General features: G+C 63.6%; 20 protein-coding genes. 10 read left to right on the top strand and 10 right to left on the bottom strand.

The window, feature by feature from the left end:
- The first annotated feature begins 142 nt into the window (after positions 1-142).
- Entirely contained in the window at positions 143-802 is a 660-nt protein-coding gene (locus AAC645_RS13885) for a glutathione S-transferase family protein (RefSeq protein ID WP_340316835.1), read from the top strand.
- Positions 803-871: 69 nt separating this feature from the next.
- Positions 872-1183, top strand: a complete 312-nt coding sequence (locus tag AAC645_RS13880; protein ID WP_340316834.1) for an NIPSNAP family protein — start codon at positions 872-874, stop codon at positions 1181-1183.
- 32 nt (positions 1184-1215) lie between these two features.
- Here the strand turns inward: AAC645_RS13880 and AAC645_RS13875 are convergent, their stop codons facing one another.
- A complete protein-coding gene (locus AAC645_RS13875) occupies positions 1216-1680 on the bottom strand; it encodes a nitroreductase family deazaflavin-dependent oxidoreductase (RefSeq protein WP_340316833.1) in 465 nt (154 codons plus the stop codon).
- 128 nt (positions 1681-1808) lie between these two features.
- On the opposite strand from AAC645_RS13875, the gene AAC645_RS13870 reads away from it, so the two are divergent.
- The 5 genes from AAC645_RS13870 (at position 1809) to AAC645_RS13850 (ending at position 7339) form a co-directional block, all read left to right on the top strand.
- Positions 1809-2213: a putative quinol monooxygenase gene (locus AAC645_RS13870; RefSeq protein ID WP_340316832.1), complete on the top strand. Its 405-nt coding sequence runs from the start codon at positions 1809-1811 to the stop codon at positions 2211-2213.
- Positions 2214-2351: 138 nt separating this feature from the next.
- The gene (locus tag AAC645_RS13865; protein ID WP_340316831.1) at positions 2352-3602 is read left to right on the top strand and encodes a cytochrome P450; all 1251 of its coding nucleotides are present in this window, start codon (positions 2352-2354) and stop codon (positions 3600-3602) included.
- 124 nt (positions 3603-3726) lie between these two features.
- Positions 3727-4605 (top strand): TIGR03619 family F420-dependent LLM class oxidoreductase, encoded by an 879-nt coding sequence (locus AAC645_RS13860; RefSeq protein ID WP_340316830.1) that lies wholly within the window; start codon positions 3727-3729, stop codon positions 4603-4605.
- A gap of 53 nt (positions 4606-4658) precedes the next feature.
- Complete coding sequence (locus tag AAC645_RS13855; RefSeq protein ID WP_340316829.1) at positions 4659-6134, top strand: phosphotransferase family protein; 1476 nt, start codon at positions 4659-4661, stop codon at positions 6132-6134.
- Positions 6135-6148: 14 nt separating this feature from the next.
- Positions 6149-7339: a cytochrome P450 gene (locus AAC645_RS13850; protein WP_340316828.1), complete on the top strand. Its 1191-nt coding sequence runs from the start codon at positions 6149-6151 to the stop codon at positions 7337-7339.
- Between the two features lie 26 nt (positions 7340-7365).
- On the opposite strand, the gene AAC645_RS13845 is transcribed toward AAC645_RS13850, so the two are convergent.
- The 3 genes from AAC645_RS13845 to AAC645_RS13835 are packed head-to-tail and all read right to left on the bottom strand — an operon-like array spanning position 7366 to position 10565.
- The gene (locus AAC645_RS13845) at positions 7366-8067 is read right to left on the bottom strand and encodes a hypothetical protein (protein ID WP_340316826.1); all 702 of its coding nucleotides are present in this window, start codon (positions 8065-8067) and stop codon (positions 7366-7368) included.
- A 23-nt stretch (positions 8068-8090) separates the two neighbouring features.
- The gene (locus tag AAC645_RS13840) at positions 8091-9257 is read right to left on the bottom strand and encodes an acyl-CoA dehydrogenase family protein (protein ID WP_340316825.1); all 1167 of its coding nucleotides are present in this window, start codon (positions 9255-9257) and stop codon (positions 8091-8093) included.
- Between the two features lie 33 nt (positions 9258-9290).
- Positions 9291-10565 (bottom strand): cytochrome P450, encoded by a 1275-nt coding sequence (locus AAC645_RS13835; protein ID WP_340316824.1) that lies wholly within the window; start codon positions 10563-10565, stop codon positions 9291-9293.
- Between the two features lie 129 nt (positions 10566-10694).
- Between AAC645_RS13835 and AAC645_RS13830 the strand changes: the two genes are divergently transcribed.
- From AAC645_RS13830 to AAC645_RS13820, 3 genes are all read left to right on the top strand, one after another.
- The gene (locus AAC645_RS13830) at positions 10695-11261 is read left to right on the top strand and encodes a hypothetical protein (protein WP_340316822.1); all 567 of its coding nucleotides are present in this window, start codon (positions 10695-10697) and stop codon (positions 11259-11261) included.
- Positions 11258-12028, top strand: coding sequence for an SDR family NAD(P)-dependent oxidoreductase (locus AAC645_RS13825; protein ID WP_340316820.1), 771 nt, complete (start codon positions 11258-11260; stop codon positions 12026-12028). The genes AAC645_RS13830 and AAC645_RS13825 overlap by 4 nt, the downstream gene beginning before the upstream one ends.
- A 93-nt stretch (positions 12029-12121) precedes the next feature.
- Positions 12122-12895 carry an SDR family NAD(P)-dependent oxidoreductase gene (locus tag AAC645_RS13820; protein ID WP_340316819.1) on the top strand — a complete coding sequence of 258 codons (774 nt, stop codon included), beginning with the start codon at positions 12122-12124 and terminating at the stop codon, positions 12893-12895.
- Between the two features lie 52 nt (positions 12896-12947).
- Here AAC645_RS13820 and AAC645_RS13815 read toward each other — a convergent pair whose 3' ends face one another.
- From AAC645_RS13815 to AAC645_RS13790, 6 genes are all read right to left on the bottom strand, one after another.
- A complete protein-coding gene (locus AAC645_RS13815; protein WP_340316818.1) occupies positions 12948-14105 on the bottom strand; it encodes a phosphotransferase family protein in 1158 nt (385 codons plus the stop codon).
- 62 nt (positions 14106-14167) lie between these two features.
- Positions 14168-15157: an alpha-ketoacid dehydrogenase subunit beta gene (locus AAC645_RS13810; RefSeq protein WP_340316817.1), complete on the bottom strand. Its 990-nt coding sequence runs from the start codon at positions 15155-15157 to the stop codon at positions 14168-14170.
- Between the two features lie 22 nt (positions 15158-15179).
- Positions 15180-16163: a thiamine pyrophosphate-dependent dehydrogenase E1 component subunit alpha gene (locus AAC645_RS13805; protein WP_340316816.1), complete on the bottom strand. Its 984-nt coding sequence runs from the start codon at positions 16161-16163 to the stop codon at positions 15180-15182.
- Positions 16164-16186: 23 nt separating this feature from the next.
- On the bottom strand, positions 16187-17359 hold the full coding sequence (locus AAC645_RS13800; protein WP_340316815.1) for an acyl-CoA dehydrogenase family protein: 1173 nt from the start codon (positions 17357-17359) through the stop codon (positions 16187-16189).
- Complete coding sequence (locus AAC645_RS13795) at positions 17352-18245, bottom strand: HpcH/HpaI aldolase/citrate lyase family protein (RefSeq protein ID WP_340316814.1); 894 nt, start codon at positions 18243-18245, stop codon at positions 17352-17354. Before AAC645_RS13795 ends, AAC645_RS13800 begins: the two co-directional genes overlap by 8 nt.
- Positions 18242-18703 (bottom strand): MaoC family dehydratase, encoded by a 462-nt coding sequence (locus tag AAC645_RS13790; protein WP_340316813.1) that lies wholly within the window; start codon positions 18701-18703, stop codon positions 18242-18244. The genes AAC645_RS13795 and AAC645_RS13790 overlap by 4 nt, the downstream gene beginning before the upstream one ends.
- Between the last annotated feature and the right edge of the window lie 140 nt (positions 18704-18843).

The following is an 18843-nucleotide window of genomic DNA, read 5'->3' as shown; positions in this document are numbered from 1 at the left end:
TTCCAGGCAGGCTGTGCTAAAACGCACCGATGCGGCGAGCCGTGCGAGCGACGCAAATGGGTCAACGGCAAAATAGCTTTCGACTGGAGCATCAGCCGATCTGGGTCATTTCCCTCAACTGATAAAGGAAGGACGTGCTGCCATGAGCGAATTGACCATCTGGACCTACGACTGGGTTCCCAAAGGCCCTCGTGGTTTCGTCCGCGATCTAAGGCTGCGATGGGCGTGTGAGGAAGCTGGTCTCAGCTACGCAGTGCGCACGGTACCATTTGATGGCCGCGAAACCAATCATCTGGCGGATCAGCCATTTGGCCAAGTCCCGTTCCTGAAAGATGACGGGGTGGAGATATTCGAAAGCGGCGCCGGACTGCTGCACCTCGCCCGGAAAAGCGACAAGCTGATGCCGCGCGATCCGGCAGGAGAGGCAGAAACATTGCAGTGGACGATCGCCGCGCTCAACTCGATCGAGATGGTCACCGTACCGTGGTGGTTCCTGAAGCTATATGGTGACGAGAACAATGGCCTTACTGGATGGGTGGCCCAGCGCCTTGACCATATGGAAAGAGTATTGGGCGAGCAGGAATGGCTCGCCGCCGGGCGCTTCACTGTCGCAGACCTGTTGATGGCGGATGTGCTGCGCATTTCGGACATTCGTTCTTTCGGCAACCGGCCCGCGACCGAGGCCTATGTCGCCCGCGTGACCAGCCGCACTGCCTTCAAGAAGGCCCGAGCCGATCAGATCGATCATTTCGAGGCGGCCGATCGAAAGAGAGAAGAAGAAAGGTCAAACGGAGCCGGCTGAGTCTGTGTGTTTGGCACAGCCTGAAGGGGTGCGCCCGAAGGCGCCGGCGAAAAACAGAGGAGAGAAGCATTGTTCACGCATGTCACGGTCGAGCTGAAATATGGCCAGGCCGAGCGCTTCGCCGCCGCGATGGCGAAGGTGGTGAAGCTCGCTACGGAGCAATGCGGCTGGGAGCTGCGCGATGCCCTGTTCCAGATCGACGGGCGCATGTACACCGTGCGACACATCTGGAAACTGCGCGATCTCAACCATTATGCGGAAGGCATTGCAGTGCTGATGGCCCATCCGGACTTCCCTGCGCTGGAAGCGACGCTTGGCGAGACGATCGAACGCGAGACGATCAGCTTCGCCGTTCCGGCGCCCTATGCCCCCGCAGCCTGAGCGAGAGGCGGCCTTGAATCGGCTGAAGGGGCTCAAAGCCGTTCGAGCATCACGACCGGAATCTCGCGCGGCGCCCGTGCCTGGTACTTGGCATATACCGGATGGCGATCGGTGATCTCCTTCCAGGCCGCTGCGCGCTCTTCGCCCTCCAATATGCGCGCGCGCGCCTTCACCGGCGGGGCGCCAACGCGGATCTCGCATTCGGGATTGGCTTGGAGGTTTCGGAACCACACCGGATGCTCGACATTGCCGCCCTTGGAACCGATGATGAGATAGCCATCACCATGGCCGACATAAAGCAGCGGCACGCTTCTCGGTTCGCCGCTCTTGCGACCCGTCGTGGTCAGCAGCAGCGTCGTCACAGCGCCATCGATGCCCACCGCACTGGCGTCCCACATATGCGCAGCTGCCGGATCCGAAAGGTACAATCGGAGATGGTCTCCGATCAACTTGTTGATATCCTTTGGAATATCCTCGTAAGTCGGCACCGACATCATTCCGCCTCCTTGGTCGCTGCTTAACTATAGACTCCATTGCAACTGGTACGCTAGCATTTCGTTCGCTAGTGCATGTGTTGTCCCGCGAGCATTCGCCCATCCGGATGCTCGCGGCAAGGAGAGTCCCGGTGAACATCGAGCCGATCGTGATCCACGCCAATGCCTTCGTATCGCGTTATCATATCGCGCCCGGGCAACGAGACGAGTTCGTCGCGCGCTTCAACGCGCTGTGGCGGGCGGATATCCCCGGATTGCAGGCGATCACCAACTTCGTGTTCTACGGCTTCGGCCGCGATGAAAATGAGTTCGTCGCCATGGAATCGTGGAAGGACGAAGCAGCGGTCGTCGCTGTGCGCGAGACGCAACACTTCAAGGATGCCGTCGCGGGCCTGCTCGAACTGTGCGACCGCCCAATGGAAATGCAGCTTTATTCCGGCCTCGAAGCAGCGTCGCGAGACCTGTTCGAGGCCTATCCCGCAGGGCCGTCCGCGGTTCACCCGCGCTCCGGCGAGACCGGCGCGGTTTTCCTGTGAGCGACGCCGTCCGCCACTGGCTCGAGGAGGACAACGCCATCGGCTGGCGCGGCGGACCGCGTCCTATTCCACGGCAGCACGCCTGGCGAGCTTGCCGGACGCGGCCAATTGCCTTCTATCGAAACAAGGATTTGCCCGATGACCGACCAGACTGGCGCAACCGCTCCGATCACCTTTGCGGATCCAGCCGTGCAGCAATGTCCGTTCGAAAGCTATGACAAGCTACGCGAAGAAGAGCCCGTCTATCGTGACCCGGTCACGGGCAATTACATCCTCACCCGCTATGAAGATATCCGCAAGGCGTTGCTGAACACGCGGGCGCTACGCAACCGGACCGGGCTGACCGGGACACGCTCGAACGAAGGTGCAAATCGCATCTATGCCGAAAAAGGCTGGATGCCGATCGACACGCTCGTTTCCAACGATGCGCCCGAGCACCGGCTCTACCGCACTTTGGTCGACAAGGTTTTCACGCCGCCGCGTGTAGCCTCGCTCGAACCCCGCATTGAGGAGATCGTGGCGGAGTTGATCGATGCCATGGCGGCGACCCGCGATGCGCAGGGAGAGGTCGATTTCCTCGATGCCTTCGCAATCCGCCTGCCGATGTATGTGATTGCCGAGCAGCTTGGCGTGCCGCGCGCCGACATGGATCGCTTCAAGCTCTGGTCCGACGTGTCGGTGGAGTCAGTCAACCCGATGCTGACGCCGGAACGCGAGGTCGAAATTGCGGAGATCACCACCGAGATGCAGCATTATCTCGCCGCCGAGATCGAGCGCGTCCGTGCCGTACCCAACGAGACGCTGATCAGCCACCTCGCCAATACCGAAACGCAAGGTCGGTTGCTCGACGTCCGCGAGCTGCTGAGCATCATCCACCAGTTGCTGGTCGCAGGGAATGAGACGACCACCACGACACTGGCTTCGGGCATGCTGTGGTTCACCGAACAGCCCGATCTTGCCGAGACGATCCACGCGGCCCCGGCGCGCGCCAAGCAGTTCGCCGAGGAAGTGCTGCGCACTCGCTCGCCCATCCAGCTGATGTTCCGACGTGTGGCCGAGCCGGTCGAGATCGGCGGTGCCGAGATTCCCGAAGGCGCACTGGTCGAGGTCCGCTTCGGTGCAGCGAACCGCGATCCGGCGCAATATGCCTGTGCGCATGCCGTCGACCTCGACCGCGCCAATGCGTCGAGCCATCTGGCGTTCGGCGCTGGTCCGCATCTGTGCATCGGCAACCAGCTCGCCCGAGGCGAGCTGCGCATTGCCTTCCAGGCGCTCACCCGCCACTTCGCCGGATTCCGCCAGTCTCGCGGGGACGCGAGCGTGGAATGGATGACCAGCTACATTGCGCATGGTCCAAGTCGCTTGTGGATCGACTTCGAAAGGCGCTGACGGGCGTTTTTCCGGTCCAGGATAGAACGCTGGCGAACTATTTATCAATCAAGAACATTGCCTGAAAGCCAATCTCGGGGCATCCATGGCCGGGGATTGCCACAGGCACCCACGGGAGAGATAGATGTCCTACTGGTTGCATATCCATAACACGCAGCCCGAGCAGATGGTGGCCCTGGCGCACCTGGCCGAGGAGGTCGGCTTCGAAGGCGTGCTCGGTGACGATCACTGGTTCATGCCCGCCGGATCCGACGATCATGATCCGAACGAGCGCGCACCGCTGCCATGGGATTATGTCTTCCCCGATCTGTTCGTCGCCGGCGCAACCATCCTCGCCAGCACGACCCGGCTCAAATTCGGATCGTGCATCATGGTCCTCGCCAATCGCACCAACCCTTTCCTCGTCGCCAAGGCCGCCGCCACGCTGTCACGGGTGAGCGGCGATCGCTTCATTCTCGGGGTCGGCGCAGGATGGATGCGGGACGAATATGAGATGGCCGGAGTCGACTTCGACACACGTGTCCCTCGCACCGTCGAGATGATCGAGATATTGCGCAAGCTGTGGGGCGAGGGGCCGGTCTCGCACGAAGGACGTTTCTTCACTTTCCCGCCGACTCATGCCGAGCCGCGCCCGACGCAACCGATCCCCATCTATATCGGCTCGGTCGCGCCGCCCGCGCTGATCCGGACCGGCCGGATCGGCGACGGCTGGATGGGGATGACGGCAACGCTCGACGAACTGCCGGCTCAGATCGCCCTGATCGAACAGGGCCGGCGCGAAGCGGGACGCGAGCATGCGCCGTTCGAGTTCATGGTCGGACTGCGCCCGCATGCCGACGGCACGCTGCCGACACTCGATGATTATCGCCGTGCCGCCGACCTTGGCATCAGCAAGCATCATTTCGGACCGGTCGAGCACATGATCGGCAAGGCCTATCCGAGCTTCGACGAAAAACGCCGCGTGATCGAGGACTTCGCTAACCGCGTCATCGCCCGCACCTGATCTTTTTCTTTTGCTGCGGCGACGACGCCACACCCTGCTTTTCGGAGATTCCGATGTTCGTTCCCGCGCAACAGCTGCTTCGCTCCCTGCTCGACGAGCTTGCCGCGCATTTCGCCCAGGACCGCGCAGAAGCGTCGGTCGGGCAAAGCGCGACATCAGCCATCCGCCTCCTCGAGGTGCGCGAGCGCGGCGGCGCTGCGATGAGCGCACGACGGCTCGAGACGCTGGGAGAGATGATCACCGGCCTCCAATCTGCGGCAAGCGCGCCGATCGCCGCACGGCTGGAGACGATCCGCGCCGGCATTCACGGGGCTGCGGCGACGCCCGAGACGATCGCTGGGATCCTGGCCGCGCTGGAGACGACGATCGCCGACGACCGGCTGGCGGCGGACCTGCCGGAGCTTGCGCGGCTCGACCTTCTGCGCCGCATCGCCGCCTGGGAGGTCGCCGATCGCCGCGCGCTCACCGATGCGGCCGCGACGGCAAGCAACGGTGTCGATACCGAGATCAGCCGTGAGCGTTTCGAGACCTATCTGCGCGATCGTTTCGCCGAGCCTGATCTTACCGTCACCGATTTCAGGCCGCTCGCCGGCGGGTTCGGCAAGCAGACCATCCTGCTGAGCGTCGCCGGAAATGCTATCGATGGACCGCTGGTGATCCGCCGCGACCCGATCGTACCGACCGTCGACAATGACTGCCATCGTGTCGCCCATGAATATCCCGTCATCAGGGCAGCCTTCGATCGCGGCTTTCCGGCGCCCGACGCGTTGTGGGTGGATAGCGAGCACAAGCTCCTGCCCGGCTCCGACTTCCTCGTGATGCGGATGTCACCCGGCAAGACCGGCGGCAATGTCTTCCACTCGACGGAGGCGCTTTCGGATGCGCTGATCGACGTGCTGGCCTCGGGCGTCGCCGGGCTGCACACGCTGCCGCCGCTGACCGAGCTGGGCGATCTCACCGACTCGATCCGCACCGAGCTGTGGGATCTGCCGATGGCGGAGTCTACCCGGCGCTACATCGAGGCCTGGCGCGCCTATTACCTGTCGCACGGCCATAATCCCTCGCCGACGCTGATGGCGTTGTACCGCTGGGTGCTCGCCAATGTCCCGGATGGTCCGGATCGGCCGGTGCTGGTGCATGGCGACATCGGCTTTCACAACATGCTGATCGATGAGGGCAGGCTCACCGCTCTGGTCGATTGGGAGTTCGCGCATATCGGCGATCCGGCCGAGGATCTCGGCTCGATCCGCAACGCGCTTGGCGCGGAACATTGGGATACGATCATGGCGCGATACCGCGCCGCTGGCGGACCGGCGATCGATCCCGCGCGGCTGCATTTCTTCCGTGTCTGGCAACATGTCCGCAACGCCTCAGCCTCGAACCTGTCGATGGCCAAGTTCGAATCCGGTGAAATCCCCGATCTGAAGCTCGCCTACACCGGCCACTATCACTTCCCGCTGTTCATCAAGGCGGCGTGGGATCTGATCGAAGCGGGGCCGGAAGGCACCGCTCCGAACGTCGACTATTGAGCCGGAGACGGACCATGCAACTTGCGCCTCGACCCGACCATGTACCGCCCGAACTGGTCATCGACTTCGACTTTCTGGAGGCCGAGAAAGGGGACGATCTCTATCAGTGGTGGGGTGCCCTGCACGATGGTCCCGATATCTTCTGGTCGCCGCGCTATGGCGGGCATTGGGTGCTGACCCGCTATGAGGACATCGAACATGCACTGGAGAATTTCCGGGAATTCTCCTCGCGCTATCAGACGCTTCCCAAGGAAGGGCGACCGATTCCCTTTCCGCCCATCGAAACCGATCCGCCGCGGCACAATGATTTCAAGCGACTGATCGCGCCCTTCTTCAGCCCGAAGTCGATCAGCGAGCTAGAAAGCCGCGCCCGCACGATGACGATCGACCTGATCGAGGGATTCCGCGCCAGCGGCGGCTGCGAATTCTCTTCCGAGTTCGCACTGCACATGCCGATCGGCATCTTCATGTGGCTCGCCGACCTGCCGATGACGGATCGCCTGCCGGTGCTCGCCATGGCCGAAAAGATGGTGCGCGGCCATGATGCCGAGCACCTCGAGGGCGCGCAGGAGGCATTTGCCTATCTCGGCCGGATCATCGCCGAACGCCGCGCCAATCCCGGCCGCGACATGATCAGCGCGGTCGTGACCGGCACCGTCGAAGGGGGCCGGCCGCTGACGCTCGAGGAAGAGATCGGCATGGTCACGCTGCTGATGGTGGGCGGGCTCGACACGGTCGCGGGCATGATGGGCTTCATCATGCAGTTTCTCGCCGGCAACCCCTCGCATCGCCGCCAACTCGCCGAGAACCCGGCCCTTATCAAGCCGGCGATCGAGGAACTGATGCGACGCCATCACATCGCCAATGTGTCCCGCCTTGTGGTCGAGGACACTGCCATGCGCGGTGTCGAGATGAAGGCGGGTGACATGGTGCTGACCGCGACGACGCTCGCCGGACTCGACCCGAAGCGGTTCGACGATCCCTTCACGGTCGATTTCGATCGCGCCGACAAGCGCCACCTGGTCTTCGGCAAGGGGGTACACACCTGCATCGGCGCCTTCCTCGCGCGCACCGAGCTGAATGTGTTTCTCGGCGAATGGATGAAGCGCATCCCGGACTTCGAGATCGCACCTGGCGAGAAGCCGATATGCCTTTCCGGCCGTGCGAACGCCGTCTCCTATCTGCCGCTTCGCTGGAAGGTATGACCGCTGCCGCGTGCAGCAGCGGCGGCTCAGTTCGCCGCTGTCGCCGCATCCCGTTCGCAAGCCCTGAGCAACAGCACGGCCATCGGCACGAACCAGATGCCGAACGCGGTGATCCCCAGCCAGAAGGCCAGCAGCCCGTCCCACGCGAGCAGCCCCGTCTTGAACATCGGCAATACGCCGGCCGGCAGGAACAGGATCCCGATCCAGATACTGTAGAAGGCGAACCAGCGCGGGAAGCGGGGTTCCGGTGCCGGATCGGCGAAGATGGCCGCGGCAATGACGAAAACCTGGAGCAGCCCGGCGATCACCGGCGTGAAGAACAGCATCCAGCCGATGTCATTGAGCAGTTGGATCGTCTCGTCAGACCGCTCGGGCCGATAGGCCGCCGCCATCCACAGCACGGACGTGATCGCAATCGGCATGAACAGCGCGATCGCGGCGATCATCAACTGGGCCTTCGCCAGCGGTGAGCCGAACGGCTCCATGCGCTGCAGATGGGCGGAGAGCACTGAATAGAATGGGATGAACAACGCGGATGTCGCCAGCATGAGAATGCCGCCGATGCGTATCCCCACCGAATGCTCGCGGTAGAAGGCGCCGATCTCCTGCGCGCTCGCCGCGGGGCTGGGCGGCGGAATGAAGTGCATGCACAGCCCCAGCGCCACGAAGATCATCACCGCGGAGACGATCCCGCACCACACGCCCGCCTTTTCCAGTTGATGTTGCACTACCCGCCCCTCCGCCCGTTGATTCAATAGGATTTCGGCAGCCCCAGCACGCGCTCCGCGATGAAGCTCAGCATCAGCTCTTCGGTCACCGGCGAAATGCGCGCCAGGATCGATTCCCGGTAGAGCCGCTCCACCTGATACTCGGTGGCGTAGCCCATGCCGCCATGCACCATTACAGCGCGGATGGTCGCCTCATGCCCGTGCTTGCCGCCGAGATATTTGGCCATGTTGCACTCGGCGCCGCACGGCTTGCCCTGGTCGTACAGCCAGGCGGCTCGCAGGCAGGCCCAATAGGCGGTTTGGAGCTCGATCCAGTTTTGCGCCAGCGGGTGCTGGATGCCCTGGTTCTTGCCGATCGGCCTTCCGAACACCACCCGGTCGCGGGCATAATCGGTGGCGCGGCGCAGCGCATTCTGCCCGATCGCCGTCGCTTCGATACCGACCAGCACCCGCTCGGGATTGATGCTGTCGAGCAGATAATAGAAGCCGCGGCCCTCCTCGCCGATCAGGTCGTCGGCGGGCACCCAGTAATCGTCGTAAAATACCGAGTTCGAATCGACGGCGTTGCGGCCCATCTTTGGAATCCGCCGGACCTCGGCACGGCTGCGGTCGAGATCTGTGTAGAACAGGCTGATCCCATCGGGCGGCCGCTTGCACTCGTCCTTGGGGGTGGTGCGCGCGATCAGCAGCACCTTGTCGGCAATCTGCGCGGACGACGTCCAGATCTTGCGGCCATTGACGCGGTAGCCGCCATCGACCTTGCTGGCGAAGGTCTTCATGCTCGTCGTGTCGAGCCCGGCATCTGGTTCGGTGACGCCGAAACAGGCCCGCTGTTCGCCGCGCACCAGCGGGCCAAGCCAGCGTTGCTTCTGCTCGGGGCTACCGTGAACGACGATCGCATGCGGCCCGAAAAGGTTGAGATGAATGGTCGATGCTGCCGAGTAGGTTCCGGAACTGGAGGCAACCGTGTGCATCATCAGCGCCGCCTCGGTCACGCCGAGGCCGGCGCCTCCAAGCTCGACCGGCATCGTGATGCCGAGCCAGCCGCCCTCCGCCATCGCCTTGTGGAATTCATAGGGATAGCTCTTGGTCTCCTCGCGCTCGGTCCAATAGTCGTCGCCAAACTGCGCGCACACCTTGCCGACGCCGTCGACAATCGCGAGATGGCTCTCATCAAGCTCGAAATTCACGCATGCCCTCCTCGTTTCCGGCTCATGCCAATATTATCGGTCGAGCACCTTCTCGCCAGGATCGAAGGCCAGCGTGACGCCTGTGATGCCGCGGTGGAGCAGACCGGGCCAATAGGCCGTATCGCTCCTCTCCTCGACCACGCGCAGATTCTTGAGCCGCTGGAAAAGCCGCGGGAAGGCAATCGACAGCTCCTTGCGGGCGAGCATCTGGCCCAGGCAGCGATGGATGTTCGCACCGCCAAAGGCCTGATGCATGCGCGCGTTCTTGCGAGTTATGTCGAACTTGTCGGGATCCTCGAAACGAACGGGGTCGCGATTGCCTGCATCATAGCGCAGCAACAGCGTTGCACCGGCCGGGATCGCAACCCCGCCGAGCTCGGTGTCGCGGGATGCAATCCGCCACATCGACGAAGCCGGCGTCTCATATCGCAGCAATTCCTCGACCGCATTGCCGATCGCGTCTGGATCGTCGCGGATTGCAGCCAGCTGGTCGGGATGGTTGATCAGGCGCACGATGCCGCTCATCAAGGTGTTGCGCGTCGTCTCGTTGCCGGCGACCGATACTTCGAAGGCGAGCGGCGCGATCTCGGCATCGGTGAGCGGCGGATAGCCTTCGGCGCGGGCGTCGATCAGGTACGAGATCAGGTCGTCCTCGCGGTGGGCGCGACGCGCGCTGATCGTCGCGAGGATGAACCGGCGGAAATCGAGCACCTGGTGCGCGGCCGCGATTTCCTCCTCGCGCGTGCCCATCCGGCTGACGATGCGGATGATCGAATCCGACCATTCACGCACCAGCTTATATTTGTCGCGCGGCAAGCCGAGAATGTCGGCGATCACATAGGTCGGCAGCAATATCGCGAATTCGTTGACGAAATCGACCTCGCCCCGTTCGATGAAGCCGTCGATCAGTTGGTCGACGAGTCGCTCGACGATCGGGGCCATATTGGCGATCCGGCCCATCGAGAAGGACATGTTGACGAGCGCGCGATAGCGCTTGTGGTCGGGATCGTCGGAAATGAGCAGCAGCCCCGGCTCGATCCAGTCCTGCGCCAGGATGCGCTCGACCTCCGGATCGCCCCCGCCGGCGATCAGCAGATGACCGAACTTGCTGGAAAAATCCTCGGCACGGCGCGAAGCCTCTTCGATCAGCGCGTGGGAGGTGACGAGAAATATCTCGCGCCCCTCGGGATCGACCACTTTGGCGACCGGGCTGGCCTCGCGAAGCTGCGCGAGCAGCGCATGCGGTTCGGCCAGCACCTCGGGGTAGAACAAGGCGCGCGCATCAGGTTCGGCTAACTCCACGCTCACGGCAACCCTCCTCGGTTATTCAGGCGGCCGCGGCGGCCGCGCGCGCCCATATGGTTAGCCCGGCAATAGTATGCTTGCAACCTATTGAGTTTCGCGGGATGGTCGCCGGCAATGGGGGAGGAGAGACGGATGGCGGGATTCAAATGGGTTGCGATCCTGGTAGTCGCCGTGATGGCAATCCTGGGCGCGCAGGTGCTGATCAACGACTCGCTGGGCCATGGCGCCGGGCTGGATGTGTTCCTCGCCGGCACGAAATCCCCCTGGCAGGCGTTCATCAACCAGGATCTGGTGTCCGGACTGCTGTTCGCGGTCGCTTGGCTGATCTACCGCGAGCAGCCTGGCCGGGCCATCGATACGATAGCCTGGGTCTGGATGGCCATGTGGTGGGGCAACATCGTCGTCGCCGCCTATGTGCTGCTGGCTCTCCGCCAGTCGAACGGAGATCCGCAGCGCTTCTTCATGGGCGCGCGCGGCGGCGGTCTCGCGCAGGCATGGCTCAGCCCAAATATGGTGGTGCGCGCGATCCTGCTCCTCCTCGCGGCTGGCAGCGTCTATTATCTTGTGGCGCTGCTCGGTGCTGCGGCGGGGCCGGTCGCCATTGCCGGCGCCCTGCTCGGGATGCTGCCGGTAGCGCTCAGCCTCGTGCTGCTGGCTTTTCCGCCTGCCCCGCACGCTGAATTCTCGCACAGACGATGACGGCGCCGTTCGGCTTTGACGGCAAGGTCGTCGCGGTGCTCGGCGGCACACGCGGCATCGGCGCTGCGGCGGTTCGGCTATTTGCGGCGCTCGGCGCGAAGGTGGCCATCGCCTCCCGCAAGGCCGAGGCCTGCGAAGCGATGCGCGCGGAACTGGTCGACAAAGGCCACGAAGCGATCGCGGTGGCCGCGCACATCGGCCGGGAGGAGGATTGCGCGGCGCTGATTTCAGCGACGCTGGAGCGCTTCGGCAGGCTCGATGCGGTGATCGCCAATGCCGCCGTCAATCCTGTGTTCGCGCCGCTTGTCGAGCTCGACCCCGCCTCTTGGCACAAGGTGATAGACACCAATCTGGCGGGTCCATGGCACCTCGCGCGCCACGCCCTGCCTGCAATCGCGAAGAGCGGCGGCGGCGCAATGGTGATGGTTTCTTCGATCAACGCCTTTTTCGGCGTGAAGGGGGCAGCAGCTTACGGTGTTTCCAAGGCCGCGCTAAACCAACTGACGCGCCAGCTGGCCGTGGAATGGGGCGAATGTGGAGTGCGCGTCAACGCCGTCGCGCCGGGCACCACGCGAACGGACATGATCCGCGCCCTTACGGAGCGCGACGGCTACGAACAGGCGGTAATGGCCCGCACGCCGATGCGACGCCTCGGCGAGCCGGAGGATGTGGCGGCGGCCGTCGCCTTCCTGGCCAGTCCCGCTGCGCGCCATATCACCGGCCAGGTGCTCACCGTCGACGGCGGCGAGACAATCACGCGCTCGTAAGGCAGCGAACGGTCCTATTGCATATTGGCTGATCGCATCATATCCGCTGGGCGAGACAGGCGGCGATCACGCCGCAGCCGCAGGGAGAAGGACATGGCTGGAAGGCTCGAAGGGCGCGTTGCGATCATCACAGGCGCCGCGCGTGGCCAGGGCGAGGTGACCGCCCGCATTTTCGCTTCTGAAGGCGCCAAGGTTATCCTCGGCGACGTCGACGACGCGGAGGGCAAGGCAGCCGCGGCGGCGATCGGCGGCGACGCCGCCTACGAACATCTCGACGTGACAGACGAAGCCAACTGGCAGGCAGTGATCGCCGCGGCCACGCAGCGCTGGGGCGGCGTCGACGTGCTCATCAACAATGCGGGCATCGTCATTCCCGCGTCGATCGCGGACATGTCGAAAGAGCACTTCCTGAAGGTGCTCGAGATCAATCTCGCCGGCGCGTGGCTTGGGATGAAATCGGTTGCGCCGGTGATGTTCGCCAAAGGCAAGGGCTCGATCGTCAACATCGTGTCGACGGCGGGATTGTGGGCGATGAACGGGATGGCCGCTTATGGCGCCAGCAAATGGGCATTGCGCGGGCTGTCCCGCAACGCCGCGCTCGAATATGGTCCGCGCGGAGTTCGCGTCAACGCGGTCTTCCCGGGCGGGATCAATACCCGCATGAGCAACCTTGCCGATGAACCGGTCGAGGACCTCGACAAATATTATGTCGATCAGCCGATCAAGCGGATCGGCCAATCCGAAGAAGTCGCGCGTGCCAGCCTTTTCCTCGCGAGCGATGAAAGTTCGTACATGTGCGGCGCCGAGCTCGCCGTAGATGGCGGACAGACGCTGGGGAAATTCCTGCCGTTCCTGCCGACGAGCTGAGCCGTCATGCGGTCAGGGGAGGCGGGCCGCAATCCGCCTCCCGCCGGATCGATCAGAAGGCGTCCAGTGCGTCGAGATCGTCGATCGCCGTCGCCAGGCGCTTGATGAACTCGTAGGTCGTGTGTTCCGGCTGCATCGCGGGCATATCGTCCGCGGGGCGAAGCGTGATCGTCCAGAAGGCGAGCGCGGAGAAGAGTTGCTGGCTGACGTTGCGCCGCGCCTCATCGAACGCGACGGCGGGAACGCCGCGCCGGGCCATCTCATCGAGATAGAATCGCAAGAGGTCATCACCCCATCGGCGGCGGTTCTCCACGGTCAGCGACGTCGTGGTGGCGAAGGCGAAATCGCGCGACCAGTGGCCGATCGTGGTCAGCTGCCAGTCGTTGAGCCCGAGCCGCCCGTCTCCCAGAATGAACCAATTCTTGAAATGCACGTCGCTGTGGATCAGCGTGTGAGGCAGATCGTTGTGGCGCAACACCGATCGCTCGGTGGCGGGCCAGATCTCGCTCCGGCGCTTGAACAGGCGGGCTGGAATGACGGCTTCCGCGTCGCCGAACGCGCGGTCGCAGAACTCGCCGAAGCGGGGTGCGCCGGTCATCATCGCCTGCCACCAGTCGGGCCAGCGCTTGAACGGCAGCGCGGCCGTACCGAGTTCCGGATCCTCGAAGAAGCGACTGTGCAGGCCGGCCAGCGTCGTGACCTGTTGTACCGCCATTTTCCAGGTCATCTCGATCCGCTCGTCGGGGAAGACCACGTCATCCGCCATGTCGTCCATCACGATGACATAAGCGAAATTATCAGGATCGAAGCCGGCGAAGCGCGCATGCGGCGTGGGGATATCGAGCCGGTGGCGCACCAGATTGTAGAAATTGCTTTCCGCAAGCGCAGTGCCGGACACACCGAGCACGATCCGGTTCTCCAGATTCTCAGCCGCCTTGCAGAACAGCTTGTCGGGCAATCCCGCCGCCTGCCCGGCGGCGTTATAGTCGAGGAAGATGCGGCGCCGGTTCGACGACCCGTCGTCGCGCGCATCGAAGCGGAAGCCGGTAACTGCGGCGCCCGGGACGTCGCGACAAACGATGGCGGTCAGCCATTCGCAGGTCATGGCGTCATAGGTGGCCGGAACCTGGTCCGCCCGCGTTGCCAGCACCAGGTCGCCGGCCTGCTCGGCCGCATAGCGCTGCTTGATCTGCTCGACCAGGGTGACCATTGAACTTCCTCTCCTGCGATTGCTGGCACCGGTTTCCGCCGATGCCCGCCACGGCACTGCCGTCAGGCACCCACGAGCGTCTCTTTCACCGCGGCGGAGATCGTCGCGGCGGTCGGCGCGAAGGCAGCTTCGAGCGGTTTCGAGAAGGGCACCGCCGAGAAGGCGCCGCCGAGGCGCTTTACCGGCGCCTTCAGCTTGCCGAACAGTTCCTCGTTGATGACCGAGCCGATCTCCGCGCCGATGCCGAACTGCTTGACGGCTTCGTGGACGACGACCGCCCGGCCGGTCTTCGCGACCGAGGCGAGCACCGTCTCGCGGTCCCAGGGTGAGATTGTCCGGAGATCGACGACCTCGACGCTGACGCCTTCCTTGGCGAGCGCCTCGGCAACGCCGAGGGCCAGCGTGATCATCATCGAATGGCCGATGATGGTGACATCGCGCCCCTCGCGCGCGACCTTCGCCTTGCCGATCGGAATGATCTCCTTGGTCACGGGTCCGGGTGTCCAGTAGCTCGGCAGATTCTCGATGAAGAGCACGGGATCGGGATCGTCGATAGCGGACCGCATCAGGCCATAGGCATCATCGGCGTTCGAGGGCGCGACGACCTTGATGCCGGCGGTGTGTGCGAACCAGGCCTCGAGATAATCGCTATGCTGCCCGCCAGTCGAAAAACCCGAGCCGGTCATGGTGCGGATCACGATGGGAACGCCGGTCTGCCCACCGGACATGAAACGCAGCTTGGCGGCGTGGTTGGTGATCATGTCCATGGCGACGGTGATGAAGTTCATCAGCATGATCTCGGCGACCGGCTTGTAGCCGCCGACGGAGGCGCCGATCGCCGCACCGATGATCGCCTGCTCCGAGATTGGCGTCGATTTGACGCGGTCCTCGCCATATTTGGTCGACAGGCCCTTGGTGACGCCCATAACGCCGCCTTCCTGCGGATCGGCCACTTCCTCGCCCAGGACGAGCACCTTCGGGTCGGCTTCCATCGCGTCGTGCAGGGCGAGGTTCAGCGCCTCCACGATTGTCATTTTGGTGGTTTCGGTCATTTATTTCGATCCTTGCGCGCGTTCAGGCGATTTCTTCGGCGAACACGTCGCGCTTCAATTCGGCAACATCGGGGAAGGGCGCGTCGATCGCAGCGGCCAGCGCCTTGTCGATCGCGGCGTTGATGTCGCTCTCGATCCCGGCGAGCTGGTCTTCGCTGGCAATTCCCTCGTCGATCAGGCGCTGGCGCAGCTTCGGCATCGGATCCCGGGTCTGGGCGTCCGCATAGATCGTCTGGTCCATGTAATGGCCGGCCTCACCCAGCAGATGGCCGTTGAAGCGGAAGGTCATTGCCTCGATCAGGGTCGGTCCTTCGCCTGCCCGAGCGCGATCGATCGCGACCTTGGCGGCGCCGTACATCTCGTCTGCGTCATTACCGTTCACGGTTATGCCAGGCATCCCATAGCCGGCCGCACGATCGGATATCTTCTCGACCACGCGCGAATAGGCGGGGCTGGTATGCTCCGCGTAGAGATTGTTCTGGCAAACGAAGATCACCGGCAGCTTCCACAGCGCGGCCATGTTCATCGATTCATGAAAGGCGCCGATATTGGCCGCGCCGTCGCCGAAGTTGGCGACCGAGACGCGGTTCTTTCCGTCGAGCTTGGCGGCCCAGCCGAGGCCGGTCGCGATCGGCATCGAGGAACCGACGATCCCGGTCGTCACCATCATGCCCTTTTCGGGGCAGGTGAGATGCATCGGGCCGCCCTTGCCCTTGCAGGTGCCGGTCGCCTTGCCGGCCAGTTCGGCCCACAGCTCATCGAGCGGAAAGCCTTTGGCGAGCATGTCGTGGATGCCGCGGTAGATGGTGCAGATATAATCGTCGTCGTCGAGGCTCACCGAGATCGCCGAGGGAATGATCTCCTGCCCGCGCGGGGAGTAATAGGGCATTACCAGTTTGCCCGCCATCATCTGCTTGATGATCCGCTCGTCGTTCAGCTTGATCAGCACCGCCTTCTTGTAGATTTCCAGAAGGGTCGCCGCATCCGGCTTCGGATAGTTTGACATGTGGCTCTCCTGATCGATCCCAGTTATTTGTTCGCGAAGAGGTCGCGTCCGATGATCTGCTTCATGACTTCCGCCGCGCCGCCGGCGATCCGGACGATCCGAGCGTCGATATAGGCGCGTGCGATCGGATATTCGGTCATATAGCCATAGCCGCCGAAGAACTGCAGGCACTGGTCGACGACCTTGACGTGCAGGTTGGTGACGACGAGCTTGACCTTCGCCGCTTCGACCGAGGTGAGTTCACCCGCGAGAAAACGCTTGATGCACCAGTCGGTGAAGGTCCGCGCCGACAGTGTCTCGGCGGCAAGCTCGGCGAGCACGAACTGGGTGTTCTGGAAATCCGCCAGCGTATGCCCGAACGCCTTGCGCTCGGCCGTGTAATCCACCGTCCACTGGATAGCGGCTTCGGCGACGCAGATGCTGCGCACCGCCTGGGTCAGCCGCTCCTGCGCGAGCTTGCCCATCATGATGGCGAAGCCCTTGCCTTCGTCGCCCAGCCGCCGCCACGCCGCGGCGCGCACGTCCTCGAGGAAGATTTCCGAGGTATCCTGCGCCTTCAGCCCGATCTTCTCGAGATTGCGGCCGCGCTTGAAACCTGGCTGATGCGAGTCGACCGCGATCAGGCTGACGCCCTTCGCGCCTGCCGTCGGATCGGTCTTGCAGGCGCAGACCATCACGTCGCACAGCTGGCCGTTGGAGATATAGACCTTCTGGCCATTGATCACATAATCGTCGCCGTCGCGCACGGCACGGGTGCGGATCTCCTTGACGTCTGATCCGGCGCCGGGCTCGGTGAGCCCCAGCGCGCCGATGATCTCGCCGGAAACCATGCCAGGCAGCAACGCCTGCTTCAGTTCCTCGGTACCGGCCGCCAGGATGTACGGCGCGACCATCTCGGAATGAACCATGAAGCCTGGGCCCGTGATGCCCTTCTTCGCGAGTTCCTCGATGATGACGACGTTGTAGAGCCAGTCGGCGCCGAAGCCGCCATATTCCTCCGGCACGTTCGGACACAGGATGCCGACCTCGCCAGCGCGTTTCCAGATCTCGCGCGGGACGACCTCGTCCTTTTCCCACTGGGCGTGGTGGGGCACGAGTTCCTCGTCGACGAAACGTGCAACCGTCTCGCGAAACTGCTCATGCTCACCCGAAAAGATGCCGCGGGCGCTGTCGGTGTCGTTGCGGATGTCAGCCACGGCGTGCCTCGTACATGGCAAGCGTCTTCTGCGCCTGCTTGAGATGGGGAATGTCGAGCATCTTGCCGTCGAGGCCGAGAGTGCCCGAGTCCGGATTGGCCGCGAACAGCTCGATCACGCGACGCGCGAAGTCCACTTCGTCTTCTGAAGGCGAGAAAGCGATGTTGATCCCGTCGACCTGCGCCGGGTGGATGGCCACGCGCCCGGAGAATCCCTCCGCCCGCGCCGCGCGCGAGCTGGCGATCAAGCCATCATTGTCGCGGAAATCGACGTACAGCGTATCGACGGCCTCGACCTTCGCCGCATGCGCGCCCAGCAGACAGAGCGAACGCACCATCCGGTAGGTAAGCGCCCAGCCGCCGCTCGCGTCGGTGTTGCCGCTCGCGCCAACCGCGGAGGACAGATCCTCGGCCCCCCAGGTGAGACCATATAGTCGTTCCAATCCGGCCCCGGCGTAATCGCCGAGCCGGAAAGGCGAGATCGCCGTCTCGGTCGCGACCGGCAGGATGCGGATGGATCCCTTTTCCAGGCCCGAGACTGTCTCGAGAGCGTCGAGATAGTGGCTGACCTTCGCCACGTCTTCCGGGCCATCGACCTTGGGCAGCATGATGCCGTCGGGAGCGGCCGGAACGATCGCGGCGAGATCCTCGAGCGTCCAGGGGGTGTCGAGCGGATTGACCCGCACCCATAGCTGCGATGTGCGCTTCGCCTTCGGCCGATCGGCGATGAAAGCCGGCACCATCTCGCGCGCTGCGGGCTTGCGGGCGACCGCCACCGCATCCTCGAGATCGAAGATGAAAGCGTCGGCCGCCACGCCGTCAACCTTGCCGAGTTTCTTCTCGCTGTCGCCGGGAATGAACAGGAAGGAGCGAAGCGGCAGGGTCATGCGGCGTCCTTCGGCTTCTTCAGCTGCAGCCCCGAGCGCTTGCACGAGGCGACCAGCTCGTCCTTCTGATTGAATGCCTTGTGCAGGAAGGTGACGATGCCCTGATCGGGGCGCGACTTGGACTCGCGCAGCTCGATCACCTCGGTGACGACATGGACGGTATCGCCGTGGAACAGGGGCGTGGGGAAGCGCACTTCGTCCCAACCCAGATTGGCGACCGCAGTGCCGAGCGTCGTGTCGCCGACCGAAATCCCGACCATCAGCCCGAGGGTGAACGCCGAATTGACCAGCCGCTGGCCGAAAGGCGTGCCCTTCATATACTCCTCGTCGAGATGAAGGAGCGCGGGATTGTGCGTCATTGCGGTGAACAGGACGTTGTCGGTCTCTGTCACCGTTCGGCGGATCGGGTGGTGAAACACTTGCCCGACCGTCAATTCGTCAAACCATACTCCAGCCATTAGCTCATCAGTCCTATGATAGAGATTGCGGCGATGCCCTGGTAGGGGACGCCGCCGAGATTATGGGTGAGCCCGATGGAGGGGCTCGCCAGTTGCCGTGCGTCGGCGCGTCCGAGCAGTTGGCTATAGACCTCATAGGC

Source organism: Rhizorhabdus argentea (assembly GCF_037861105.1).
Classification (GTDB): Bacteria; Pseudomonadota; Alphaproteobacteria; order Sphingomonadales; family Sphingomonadaceae; genus Rhizorhabdus; species Rhizorhabdus argentea.
This window is presented reverse-complemented; position numbering and strand designations above follow the sequence as displayed.

What these genes read in the sequence shown, in the direction of transcription:
- AAC645_RS13875 (WP_340316833.1), bottom strand. Translation starts at nt 1,680, where the DNA reads ATGATGTCGGTGCCGACTTACGAGGATATTCCAAAGGATATCAACAAG.
- AAC645_RS13805 (WP_340316816.1), bottom strand. Translation starts at nt 16,163, where the DNA reads ATGTCAAACTATCCGAAGCCGGATGCGGCGACCCTTCTGGAAATCTAC.
- AAC645_RS13815 (WP_340316818.1), bottom strand. Translation starts at nt 14,105, where the DNA reads ATGGTCACCCTGGTCGAGCAGATCAAGCAGCGCTATGCGGCCGAGCAG.
- AAC645_RS13860 (WP_340316830.1), top strand. Translation starts at nt 3,727, where the DNA reads ATGTCCTACTGGTTGCATATCCATAACACGCAGCCCGAGCAGATGGTG.
- AAC645_RS13865 (WP_340316831.1), top strand. Translation starts at nt 2,352, where the DNA reads ATGACCGACCAGACTGGCGCAACCGCTCCGATCACCTTTGCGGATCCA.
- AAC645_RS13830 (WP_340316822.1), top strand. Translation starts at nt 10,695, where the DNA reads ATGGCGGGATTCAAATGGGTTGCGATCCTGGTAGTCGCCGTGATGGCA.
- AAC645_RS13885 (WP_340316835.1), top strand. Translation starts at nt 143, where the DNA reads ATGAGCGAATTGACCATCTGGACCTACGACTGGGTTCCCAAAGGCCCT.
- AAC645_RS13790 (WP_340316813.1), bottom strand. Translation starts at nt 18,703, where the DNA reads ATGGCTGGAGTATGGTTTGACGAATTGACGGTCGGGCAAGTGTTTCAC.
- AAC645_RS13795 (WP_340316814.1), bottom strand. Translation starts at nt 18,245, where the DNA reads ATGACCCTGCCGCTTCGCTCCTTCCTGTTCATTCCCGGCGACAGCGAG.
- AAC645_RS13820 (WP_340316819.1), top strand. Translation starts at nt 12,122, where the DNA reads ATGGCTGGAAGGCTCGAAGGGCGCGTTGCGATCATCACAGGCGCCGCG.
- AAC645_RS13810 (WP_340316817.1), bottom strand. Translation starts at nt 15,157, where the DNA reads ATGACCGAAACCACCAAAATGACAATCGTGGAGGCGCTGAACCTCGCC.
- AAC645_RS13855 (WP_340316829.1), top strand. Translation starts at nt 4,659, where the DNA reads ATGTTCGTTCCCGCGCAACAGCTGCTTCGCTCCCTGCTCGACGAGCTT.
- AAC645_RS13850 (WP_340316828.1), top strand. Translation starts at nt 6,149, where the DNA reads ATGCAACTTGCGCCTCGACCCGACCATGTACCGCCCGAACTGGTCATC.
- AAC645_RS13825 (WP_340316820.1), top strand. Translation starts at nt 11,258, where the DNA reads ATGACGGCGCCGTTCGGCTTTGACGGCAAGGTCGTCGCGGTGCTCGGC.